At 63.6% G+C, this 929-nt stretch carries 1 protein-coding gene; it reads right to left on the bottom strand.

The window, feature by feature from the left end:
- Positions 1-132: 132 nt before the first annotated feature.
- Positions 133-732, bottom strand: a complete 600-nt coding sequence (locus tag ABW18_RS00025; RefSeq protein ID WP_049697013.1) for a TetR/AcrR family transcriptional regulator — start codon at positions 730-732, stop codon at positions 133-135.
- Between the last annotated feature and the right edge of the window lie 197 nt (positions 733-929).

The raw sequence follows: 929 nt of genomic DNA, 5'->3' as shown, positions 1-929 counted from the left end.
GTTCAATTCCGGGCAGCTCCACGAAGGCCTCCCGCGTGTTTACACAGTTGGGTGGCATATTGGTTGATCGTTCGTGGCCGTCGCCGTCCGATATGGTCACGTTTTGCCCTCGTAAGGGTGGAGGTTACGTAGTCAGCTGTTTTCAACGTCCGAGGAGGTGCCGTCGCCGTACATGGTGAGCCAGAACGATCGAGCCATGGCTGCGGCGAATGCGTGGTCTTGGGCGTCGTCGGCGAGTTGCATGACGTCGGAGAAGCCCGCCTGCATGCCTACGACGATGAATCGGGCTGTCTGGTCGGGTTCGATGTCGGGGGACACGAGACCTGCTGCCTGTTCGGTGCGGATTCGTTCGGCGATGTCGGCTGTGTAGTTCTGCAGGCCCCGTCGGAAGTTGTCGCCGAAGCGGGTGTCGGTGCTGGTCGTCTCGAGATACGCACGCCAGATCACGCGGTAGCGGCGGGCTGAGGCGAGGAGTTCGACGATGACGTCGGTGAGGGCCTCCGGACGTGCCTGCGACGGTTCCTTCCAATAGCGGTCGGCCGTGGCCACGAACTCTGCGAGCAGGGGAGCGGTGAGCTGCAGAATCAGCGCGGTCTTGTCGGGGAACCACTGGTAGAACGTCGACCGCGAGACGTCGGCGACCTCGAGGATGCGTTCGACGGGGATGTCGGCGTAGTGCTCGCCGGTTTCCAGAATTGCCGATGTCGCATCGAGAATTCTGCTCTCCGACATCGTTTTCCGCCTACCCGCCCTTGGCATGCGCACACGGTACCGCGTGGGACAAGCAGGCGATGCCCGGTGCGCAGCGCGCATCGGGTTTCCGCGATGGCCGATGGACTTACGCGCCCTCGGCAAGCGCGCGACCGACGACGTCGAGTGCTGAACCCTGCCACAGGGAGATGTGGTCGAGCATCGCGTGCCGACCCCCC

Origin of the sequence: Gordonia jacobaea (assembly GCF_001186365.1) — a bacterium.
In the GTDB taxonomy this organism is placed as follows: Bacteria; Actinomycetota; Actinomycetes; order Mycobacteriales; family Mycobacteriaceae; genus Gordonia; species Gordonia jacobaea.
This window is presented reverse-complemented; position numbering and strand designations above follow the sequence as displayed.